Annotated in this window: 10 protein-coding genes; 1 reads left to right on the forward strand and 9 read right to left on the reverse strand. The window is 45.7% G+C overall.

What is annotated here, in order from left to right; genetic code table 11:
• From QZU77_RS09410 to QZU77_RS09430, 5 genes are all read right to left on the reverse strand, one after another.
• On the reverse strand, window positions 1-408 hold a 408-nt coding region (locus QZU77_RS09410; RefSeq protein ID WP_295603444.1), incomplete at its 3' end, for a V-type ATPase subunit.
• Window positions 409-431: 23 nt separating this feature from the next.
• On the reverse strand, window positions 432-1019 hold the full coding sequence (locus tag QZU77_RS09415; RefSeq protein ID WP_295603447.1) for a V-type ATP synthase subunit E: 588 nt from the start codon (window positions 1017-1019) through the stop codon (window positions 432-434).
• A 24-nt stretch (window positions 1020-1043) separates the two neighbouring features.
• A complete protein-coding gene (locus QZU77_RS09420; RefSeq protein WP_295603449.1) occupies window positions 1044-1514 on the reverse strand; it encodes a V-type ATP synthase subunit K in 471 nt (156 codons plus the stop codon).
• 12 nt (window positions 1515-1526) lie between these two features.
• A complete protein-coding gene (locus QZU77_RS09425; RefSeq protein WP_295603451.1) occupies window positions 1527-2189 on the reverse strand; it encodes a hypothetical protein in 663 nt (220 codons plus the stop codon).
• Window positions 2190-2351: 162 nt separating this feature from the next.
• Window positions 2352-3785, reverse strand: a complete 1434-nt coding sequence (locus QZU77_RS09430; RefSeq protein WP_295603453.1) for a TrkH family potassium uptake protein — start codon at window positions 3783-3785, stop codon at window positions 2352-2354.
• Window positions 3786-3963: 178 nt separating this feature from the next.
• Here QZU77_RS09430 and QZU77_RS09435 point away from each other — a divergent pair, with 178 nt between their 5' ends.
• A complete protein-coding gene (locus QZU77_RS09435; RefSeq protein ID WP_295603455.1) occupies window positions 3964-4608 on the forward strand; it encodes a hypothetical protein in 645 nt (214 codons plus the stop codon).
• Between the two features lie 317 nt (window positions 4609-4925).
• On the opposite strand, the gene QZU77_RS09440 is transcribed toward QZU77_RS09435, so the two are convergent.
• From QZU77_RS09440 to QZU77_RS09455, 4 genes are all read right to left on the reverse strand, one after another.
• Window positions 4926-5873 (reverse strand): tetratricopeptide repeat protein, encoded by a 948-nt coding sequence (locus tag QZU77_RS09440; protein ID WP_295603457.1) that lies wholly within the window; start codon window positions 5871-5873, stop codon window positions 4926-4928.
• 51 nt (window positions 5874-5924) lie between these two features.
• Complete coding sequence (locus QZU77_RS09445) at window positions 5925-6308, reverse strand: hypothetical protein (RefSeq protein ID WP_295603459.1); 384 nt, start codon at window positions 6306-6308, stop codon at window positions 5925-5927.
• Between the two features lie 72 nt (window positions 6309-6380).
• Window positions 6381-10046, reverse strand: coding sequence for an ATP-dependent helicase (locus QZU77_RS09450; RefSeq protein ID WP_295603462.1), 3666 nt, complete (start codon window positions 10044-10046; stop codon window positions 6381-6383).
• Window positions 10043-10567, reverse strand: a 525-nt coding sequence (locus QZU77_RS09455) for a hypothetical protein (RefSeq protein ID WP_295603464.1), incomplete at its 5' end; no start/stop codon positions are given. The genes QZU77_RS09450 and QZU77_RS09455, both read right to left, overlap by 4 nt.

Genomic DNA, 10567 nt, shown 5'->3' on the forward strand with positions numbered 1-10567 from the left:
CTCGCTGTAGCGCCCCTCGTTGTAGGCGGCCGTCAGCTTCTCCGGCGGGATGCGGCCGGAGCGGCTGTAGAGGGCGCCGCCCTCGGTGCCCATGGCCTCGGCCTTCAGCAGGACCTTGGCGTTGTGGGTGTCGTACTTCATGCGGAACAGGTCCGCGATGGCCTTGTCCGGCAGCAGCCGGTCCAGCTCCTCCAGGATCTGGCTGCGGCGCTGGGTCAGGGCCGCCTCGATCTCATTTGCGTTCATCTGGGACATGTCGCCGTAGCCGCAGTCGGTCAAGAGCTTGGCCGCTTCCTCAAAGGAGGCCGCGTCCAGCATCCGCTGGGCCCGCTCCCCGTTCAGGAGCCGGGGCTCCCGGGCGCGCAGCATGGCGGACAGGCTCAGATACGCTTCTTTTTTCTTAGCCAATGTCTTCCCTCCCGATCCTGGGATCACTGAAACAGGATTTCCGCGACCTGGGCGGAAAGCTCACTCCGGCTCAGCTCCACCAGCAGCTCTACCGTGCAGTTGGCCTCGATGCTGCCGCGGCGCAGGATCAGACCCCCGGCGAAATCGCCGGTCTCCTCCGCCAGCGTCAGCCGGCCGTTTTTCAGACGGGCGTTGGCGGCCTTCACCAGCTTCTCGCCGATGGTCTTGCGGTCGCGGGCGTTGAGGACGATCTTCTCCTCCCCGGTGACGGAGGCCTGGGCGGCCAGCTTGGCCAGGAAGGCCACATACTGCTCCTCCGGCAGGGAGACGATCTGCTCCTGTGCCTTCCGGAAGCTGCGGGAAACCAATTCCTGCTTGGCTGCCAGCAGCTCCTTGCGCCCTTCCATGCGGGCGATGCGCGCCTCGCCGTCCACCTTGTCCTGGGTCTCCTTCACGCCGGCGCGCAGCCGCTCGGCATAGAGCGCCGCGGCCTGCTTGTCAAAGTCGCCCCGGATTCCCGCGCACTGCTGCTCGGCCTGAGCAAGGATCGCGTTGACCTGCGCATCAGCGTCGGCCTTGATATGCGCGATAAGTTTTTCAGTGCCTTTCATAGCTTGCTCCTATCCGCAGGTCGATCAGAGCTGGATGGCGTTGAGCATCATGAAGGAAGCCAGCAGGGACAGAATGGCGTAGAACTCGACGGTGATGCAGAGGATCATGCCCTTGGACCAGTCGTCGGGCTTCTTGGCCAGGATGTTGACGGAAGCGGCAGCCACCTTGCCCTGGGCAATACCGGAGAAGAGGCCGCCCAGCGCGATGGGCAGGCAGGCGGAGAAGATCTGCAGACCCTGGGCCACTTCCATGCCGACGTCCAGCTTGGCGAAAGCCAGCATGAAGATCACGAAGCCGTACAGGCCCTGGGTGCCGGGGATGACCTGCAGGATCATTGCCTTACCGAACTTGCCGGGGTCCTCGGACACGAGACCGGCGCCGGCCTCACCGGCAATGCCGGTGCCCTTGGCGGAGCCGATGCCCGCCATGAATGCAGCCAGACCTGCGCCCAGCAGGCCGAGAGCGTAACCGCCGAAAGTTTCCAGAAAATTCATGTTGATTTCCTCCTAATCTCTTGAATGTCTTTTCCAATAGTCTTTTATTCCCACTTCTTTGAAGTCCTCATCTCGAACATAGTCGATTTTCGGGCTTTTCTTCTCAATGTTGCGGTAGCATCTCGGATATTTGATCATAGGCCATCCGACGCCACCCTTCTTGATAACAAATTTGCCTGAAAACACCAGTTTGCCGTCCTCGTCATAGACATTGCCTATTCTTGGAGCATTTGGCCCGTATCCATGGTTGATTGTCCATGTGCCTTCAAATTTCACCCGGCCGTTGTAGTGGTGTTCCCTGCCCATCCTGATGCCCTTGAAGTCGAACACTCCTTCACGGTAGATTTCACCGTTGTCGAAATAAAGCACTCCCAGGCCATATGGCTTGCCGTTGATGGTGTAGCCCTCATACAACAGCCCGTCATCATTGTAGAGCTTCTCGTATTTGCTTTGTTTAAGATAATTGATCTCATCGTAAAACTCCTTTAATGTGATGGGCTTTGCGATGTATAACTTGTCGATGCATGCGTATGTCCTGTCGATTGCGTTGACAACCAGCACATATTCACGCTCAAGTGGATTGTCGTCGAACATCGCCCGGTGCTTGAATTTGTTTGCCTGTAAAAAGTCTGTAAGTTCTGTTGATGGTTTTAGTATGTAGTCTCCGGTTTGCATTTTATCACAACCTGCACATCATATATTGTTAACAACTTATTAATAAAGTTTGTTATTAAAATGTGTATAAAATATTGCGGCTAAAAACCGGAAAAGATACTCATCAACAATAGCAAAATGAAGACGCATCACTTTAAAGCCAGATACCATGAGAAGTTCAACTTACCTTCTAAAGATTTCAAGAAATGCCCTTAAAGTAATGAGCACGGGATAAATCTCAAGCCTGCCTGTCAGCATGTTGAACATGCCCAGAATCTTCATCGGAGAGCTTAAAGCCTGTGAAATGTTCCCGATTTCCAATCCGATATTTCCCTGCATGGAAAATGTGAAAAACAATGAGTCGAAAGGGTCATGACCCCCAAGGCACAGCAGCGCCCAGGTAAACAGGATAAGCATGAAATACAATGATATATAGTTTCCGGCCTGCTCCACAACCGCTTCGGGAATTTTACCACCAGCGCTTTTAATCGGAACAACAGTGCCCCTTGGAGACCATATTTCACGGGAATTTCTGTAGATTCCCTTAAGGAAAACTATCACCCTCATCAACTTAAGCGCACCTACAGTGGAGCCTGTAGAACCCCCAATGAGCATGAGAACCATTATGATGAAAAGTGCAAATGGAGGCCATCCCCCCATCACCATAGGGGATTGAATGCTTGCCCCGGTTGTTGTGACGGCTGAAACCACGACGAACAGGTTGTCCATGGGGATTATTGTGGAGGTGAAGTATATAAGCAATGATGAAACCGCAATCAGAGTGATGAGCATCTTGAATTGCGCATCACGAACAAGTGACCTTCCACGGGTCTTGATGAGCTTATAGTGAACCATGAAGCTGGTTGCTCCAAGTATCATCAGTATTATGGTTATGAAGTATATGATGTCATTGTTGTAGAATCCCATATTCGCGTTTTTAACGTTCATTCCCCCGGTCGAGATTATGCTGAAAGTATTGCAGATTGAATCGAAAACAGGCATCCCCGCAAGAGAATACAGGACTATCCCAAGAATTGTGTAAATCAGATAGATCATGAGGGCGTTTTTTATGGTTGCCTTGATTGATGGTCTTAGGCGGTCTTCACGGGCTTCTGAGACATATAGCTTACTGGATATTGAACCTGGCTTGGTCAGAACGAATATTATCATGACCACGACCCCCAATCCACCAATCCACTGTTGTAATCCTCTGAAAAAAAGTATGCTGTGAGGCAGTGATTCAACATCGGGATATATTGTTATTCCGCTTCCGGTCAATGCGGATACGCTTTCAAAAACGGCGTCTATGATGCCTATGTCGGTTACGAGAAAAAATATTGCTCCGCAGACAATACCTGCCCATACCCATGAAAGGGTTGACACTATCATTGCATGCTTCAGACGCATCCTGTTGACTGTGAATCCGTCAATTACCTTATAGGCCATAAATCCAATGGCAATGGAGATTAATCCTGGAATGAGATAGTTTATCGCATTGAATTCAAGGTATATCAAATCAATGCTTATGGGGACTAGGCACATTACCCCTATTCCAATCATTATCAAGCCGAAGTATCGGGCAACAATCAGCAAGTCATTTTTGGTGATATACCTCATTTAAGTCAACCCACTTGAATAGTCAATATAGTATTGAACAAATAAGTATATAAATATGTCAGTGAGGAATATTTTACATTATTGACTGAAAAATTAATAATTTAAAATTTGGAAATGAGGATAGTTACACACAAAATAATAATAAACTATATATATTATATGGAACAGGTAATTAACTATGACAAAGATACATGAAATAGAGCAAAAATGTTCCGTGTGCGGCCACACATCACCGCAGCCAATGCTTGCAAGCACCAACACCATGGGATACCCAGACCTGGACCTGAGACCAGCCGAAATGAAGAGATCAACCATGAACACATGGATTCTTGAATGCCCACACTGCAGTTATGCAGCGCACAATCTTGGCGATATGCTTGAATCTCCAAAAGATTTGCTGAAAAGCGAATCATACACCACCTGCGACGGATACGACTTCAAGGGAAGACTATCCCCAAGATTCTACAGAAGACACCTGATTGCAAAAGAAAGCAACAACATTGAGGAATGCTTCTACAACCTGCTTTACTGCGCATGGACCTGCGACGACAATGAAGATGAAAACGCCGCTGAAATCAGAAAGCAAGCAATTCCATACATTGAAGAGATTATTCCCCATGGAAATGCAAACAATCTGATAGCGATTAAAGCCGACCTGCTTCGCCGAACCGGACAATACGAGCAGCTGATTGAGGAGTACTCAAACATCTACACTGATGATGCGGCAATCAACAGGGTGCTCAAGTTCCAGATTCAAAAGGCACAGGAACAGGACAATGCATGCTACACTGTTGAAGATGTCGTTGAAAGCAGAAGATTCTAAAAAAAGATTAAAAAGAACAATATAAACGGAGAAGCGATTGATTGCTTCTCTTAAAAACTTTTTTTGATTGAAATCAGTATTAATGCTGCCCAGAAGAACCAGACAGCAATCCGTTTATATACTGATTTTTCGTGTTTCAAACTTTAAAACTAAACAAATTAATAATCTAATTTTAATATTTCTCAAAAAATATCAGGGAGAATATTATTATTCAGATAAAAACATATTTCTTTCAAGTAAAAACTAAATGTTTCTACTTAATAAATAATATATTTCCCATAGTTTATAAAGTTAATTATAATTTTATTCAATATTGCTTAAAAAAAGGTGTCGGCAATTTTTTTCGCTTCACCCGAATCTTCGCCCAAACCGTCCAATGCATCTATTCTTGAGTTCAACAGTTCACGATAGTAATCGTCAACCTTGAAATGATTATCCGCAAGATAATCGCAGACATCCAATGCTTCACGGTAAAATCCAAGCTTATTCAAAATCATCGCCTGCATCAGCTGATGATTCTTGTCAACACCGAGAAGCTTTTTGAAATCATCATTGACATCCGCTCCAAGCTTGTATTCACAGTATCCCTGGCCGAACAGTGCATAATCACCATCAGCCTTCCTGAAGCAATCATATGCCTCCCCGTATTTCTCCAGTTTAATCAGTGCCGTTGCCTTCTTGTTCAATAGCTTTGACAGTATTTTATCCTTGAACCTGGACGGGTTGGCCAGCGCCCGATTATATGACTCCACAGCATTATCAAACTCTCCCTTGGCGAAATGCTCATCGCCGGCATAGATGTTAAGCTTCAATTTAGGGAAATTGCTTCTCTCATTGTTGGCTTCGCCTAAAAGAGTCTTGTGATAGTCAATATCCTTCAGGGAGGAATCAGTTTTAACCGCTCGCCTGTAATATCTCAGTGCCTTGACGAAATGCCTCTGGCCCCTAAGCGCATATGACTTGCTGATTAGAGCCTCGGAGTAATCTGGATCATAGTAGAGAACCTCATCAAATTTCCCAATCGCCTTCAGATACTTTTCATCATTCAATAATCGAACACCCTCATCAAGAGTGTTTTTGATTTCGATTTCCTTAACCAGATGCTCGGTTAAAAAGAGTGGATTCAAATTATTTTCAAGGATTCTTTGGACGAACGGATCATCCACATCAATCCAATTGGTTAAAACATTATTTATCTCAAATTTCACCATATTGTCCTTGAGAATGTAGTTCAATTCATTGGGAATGTTTGAAAAAGTCATCATAATTTATATATGGAGGTTATCTGATTAAAGGGTTTTGCTAAAAAAATAGTGTTAAAGAGTCATTTTCAACTCTTTAACTTTTTCCAATGGTAAATCTGTGAGTTGGGATATTTTCTCATCTGAAAAGCTACCCTCACTTAAAAGGTTTTTAGCTAAATCTTCTGATTTATCCCTCACTCCTGCATCATATTTCTCTTGTCCGAATTCGACAACACAATCTATTTTTCCCATATAGACACCTTGTATTTTTTTTCTGACTTCCTCCAACTCATCAAAATAGATGTTGGTTAGCATTAGCACCAAACCGCAAACTGAATTTTTTATATCCTCATTTGGGAAAGTTATTCTTGAAATTATTTCAGATGTTTTGAAGAATTGATTGATGATGTCCTGTCTTTTGTCTGGAAGTATTGGTGTGATTGCCAGTTCAATCAATTCCCTGTCGGTGAATGCTTCTTGTTTTTTAATTTTAGTTTCAACAGTATTTATAATTACTTATTTTTGGAATTAACGGTCAACCTGACAGGTCAGACCGCAGAACTCACATTCCCCACAGTTGACAGTGTGCTTGGAGTAGCTGTCATCCGAAATGTTTGACACAACACCTGACAGGTACTCCTCGATGAATTCCGATTCCTCATATTCCCTCTCGTAGAGCTTTGCCTCATCGAGAACATATAGTATCAGGTTTTCAACCTCAACATCCATTCTTTCCTTCACGGCCATTGCATAATAAGCCATGAGCTCCATATAAAATGAATGGTAATTTCGCATGCCGTCCCGTGTGCGGATGAAATGAACCAGGCTCACGCCGTCGCCGTCGCGTATAATCAAATCCACCACTCCGTTTATGTCATAGCCGGCCACTTCAAGGGTGACGTTGAATCCGGTTTCAACCACATCGAAGTTGGAACCGTACTCTCGCCAGTACTCGGTGAAATTGTTGAATAGCTCCTTGATGTTCTTTTCACCGGAAGCGAATGAATATGAGCGGATGACTTCAGACACGAGGTATTCTATGCTTTCACTGTCCCAGTCAGTCATCAGCTTGTCGTTGTGGAGGCGGTTGACTATTACTCGAAGCTTGGAGTCGATGAACTTGTTGATGTTTTTGGGGTTCTTGAACTTGAGATTGTTTTCCAGGTTGTATTTCAATGGGCAGAAGAGGTAATCCTCTAGGATGTCCTCAAACTCAACCTGATTGAAGAGGTTGCTTTCCCTTACCATATGTGAGGTCACCTTCTTCAAGTCCGCCACGTCGCTCGGCTCTATCTTAACCAGGTCATCCTGATAGTCCCTCAACACTCTTGGAAGGATTATTCCTGCTCGTGGAAGCACCACTGAGAGTATCAGCAGTTCCTCAGCACGGGTGTTTGCAACATACACTACCCTTTCCTCTTCACGGTTGAATTCCCAGGCCTCCTTATCCTCAGGTATCTTGTACTTGAGGAACCGGTTCGGTGTCGGGTAGGTTGGCTGGTTGTTGAAGAAATGGTCCTTTCTCTGATTTGAGTATGTCAATGGGAAGCTTCTCTCCTTGATTGATGCGGTTATCACCACAGGATACTCCAGTCCCTTGGCCTTGTGAACGGTCATGACATGGACCTTCTGGGAGTTGTCCTCCTCCTCGTTGATCGGGCAGGAATAGTATTTGAGGGAGCGGTAGAGGTAGTTGAAAAGTCCGTTCAGGTCGTACTTGCCCATGATGTTTTCATAATCCGAGATTATCTCGGATATGAGTGCAAGGTTCAGTGCGGCCTTCTTGGCATCGAAATCATTGCGTGACAGCAATTCATCAGTATATCCTGTAATCTTGAGCAGTTCATAGTATATCTCGAGGGAGGACAGTTTCACTTCCCCGAGGGATGATTTGAGCTCGTTTAAATCCTCGAAAAAGTCCAGGTCATGCTCATCGCTTATTCCGATATCCATCAGCTGATTGCGTGTAAATGAGCTGATGTCCAGTGTCCCCACCCTGTTGAACATGTCATCCAGATCATCGTCCGTGTAATCGCGCACCACATCCATGAATGACTTTGACTTGACGTTGCCGTCGATTGGACTGTAGTTGCTCTTGATGTTGACCACATTGTAGTGGTACTTGAGCTCAAGGTCATTTAGGATGTCCATTGTCTTTTTGGATAGCTTGAATATCTTTCCTGCATTATAGTACCTGTCCGTGAATGAGGATAGGTTGATCCATTGCCCGCCGTCGCCATAGTATGCGATGAGTGTCGGGTTGAACGGCAACAGGTACCATAGAAGCGCCAGGACCGCCTTCACCTCATCCTGATAGATTAGGTCGTCGATTCCCTTCAGGTAGTAGGGTATGTCCTGCTTTTTGAACTCATCAAGGATTTCCTTCTTGTCCCTGTGGCTTCTGAACAGCACGCACACGTCACTGTACTTGCTGATCTTGCCCAAATCCTTCAGGTTCTTGATTATGTATGCTATTCCACGGTATTCCTCTTCGGGACTGTTGTTTTCAAGTAGGTAGACTGGCATCTTGGATTCATTGATGGTCTTCAGGTCCTTAGGGGCTGTCCTTTTCTCCTTGATGAATTTCTCGTTGAAGTCAACTATCTCGGAGGTGGAGCGGTAGTTGTTCACAAGTATCTTGTTTTCAAACTCAGTACTTCTTGCATAATCGTTGAAGAATCTTGGATTGGCAGCTCTGAATGAGTAGATGCTCTGGTCTGCATCACCAACGACAGTGTAGGTGTCGGATATGCCTTTAAGTATCTCGAATATCTGCATCTGCACAGCATCCGTGTCCTGGAACTCGTCAATGAGTATGTTGCGGTAGGCCACCCTTTTGAGGTTATTCTCATCTGACAATATTTCCAATGCCTTTATCAGGAGGTAATTCTGGTCGCAGACATGCTCCCTTTCCATCAAATCTATCCAGTCTTGATATGATTCGGCGATTTTCAGGTATCTTGCCTTGTAGACATCGCATTTGAATTGCCGTTGCTTTATCTCCTTTTTTGAAGGATACATTGAATCGGGATGATTATCATAGTATTCCTCAATGTAGTCAAGGTATTCCTGTGACGGTGCATATTTGCTTTTGATGTAATCGATCAGGGCATCAGAGTCCACCTCGAACAATGCGTACTCATCATATTTCCTCAGCACCTGTCCTGACTCATAGTTTCTAAGGAATGCAGGTCCTGTGAAGCCGAGTTCGTGCTTGTGCTTGTTGAAAAACAGATTTCGTTCGGATTCCCTTTTAAGCAGGTTGTAGGGTATGTCGCTGAATTCCCTGAGTATTGACCTGCAGAAACTGTGGATTGTGCTTATGCGCATCTTGTTTATAGTGTTCATGTCAAGTTTAGTGTCCTTCTTGAACCTTTCCCTGAGCTCGTCGGCTGCCTTGTTGGTGAATGTGATAACAAGCACTGATTCGGGTTCGGCACCCTGATTCAACAGGTAACACACCCTTTCGATGATGACGCGTGTTTTGCCGGCACCTGGCCCTGCATTTATCACTAATGGTTTGTCAGTGTATTCGACTGCCTCCTCCTGATAATTGTCAAGGTTCACTTCCGGCGGTATCTCGCGTATCGTGCACCGGTTTGCCTTGATTACGCTTTCAAAGTTCAATGGCCTGTTTAACGGGTATCCTTCACTGTCGAATAGGCTGATGGTGAGGACGTGTTTTCTTATGAACTCGTCAAGGTTATCCTTCACCAGTCCCAGCGTCCTTTGCCTGTCTTCAGCGGACAGGTCTTCAATGTTAATGAGATCATCCCCGTCAAGGCCAATGAGATGGGGGGCAATGGTGTTGACTTCAAGGTTGTCAAGTATCAGGTGGATGTCCTCATTGGTGATTTTCGGATTGTGCCCGAGAAATGTGAAGTCATACTCATAGTCAACCTTCAGGAACTCCTCAATCGCCTCGAAATAATCCTCATAGATGTATGTGAACAATGTTTTATGGACGCTTTGCATGTCACGCTTTGATAATGTGAGATTAGTGTCGTTGAAAACGTCGATTGTGAATACAAGCTCCCTTTTGGTTTGCCTGCAGAACAAGTCAAGTATGACCTTGGCGGCAGCCATGGCTAACGGGTACTTGCGAACAACAATCAGCTTCTCCATGACTGTGCATAAGTCATATAACAATCCATATTTACTTTTAAGAAAAGTAAAGACACTACTCTCTCTCATTTATACTCATTGAAACGCTTGGTTAAAAAAATATTGTCAACAAAATCCGGCTGGACACGTCCTGCGGCAATGTCCTCCTTAATCCCATCCACAATGGCTTCACCATCATGACGGGTCATTCCCTTGAACTTGACCAGCTTGGAAAAGGAGTCACCGCTTCCCTCAACCAGCTCCTCAAGATTTGCCAGCGCACGTGCCTTTTTAGCTTCGCTTTTGCGCATGCACCTGTTTTTGAACTCGTATTTGATACCCTTCTTGAAGTCTACCGCATCAAGAATGTCACTCCTGATGTCAAGCACCACCTCGACTATGTCACGGTCAAGGAGTATGGGATTGTCCTTTTTTGCCTTCTTGATGATTAATGTGTCGTAGTTCCTTCCGACTATCCAATCCAGGTCGCTTAGGTATGAGGCCTGCTTGACCATATTGGCGAAATAGTATTCAAGGCAGCGCTTGATTTCAAAATCAGTAATGTTATCGTTCATGATTCTAGATTCGACCTTGCCGTAAATCATGTTGAT

Origin of the sequence: uncultured Methanobrevibacter sp. (genome assembly GCF_902774605.1) — an archaeon.
In the GTDB taxonomy this organism is placed as follows: Archaea; Methanobacteriota; Methanobacteria; order Methanobacteriales; family Methanobacteriaceae; genus Methanocatella.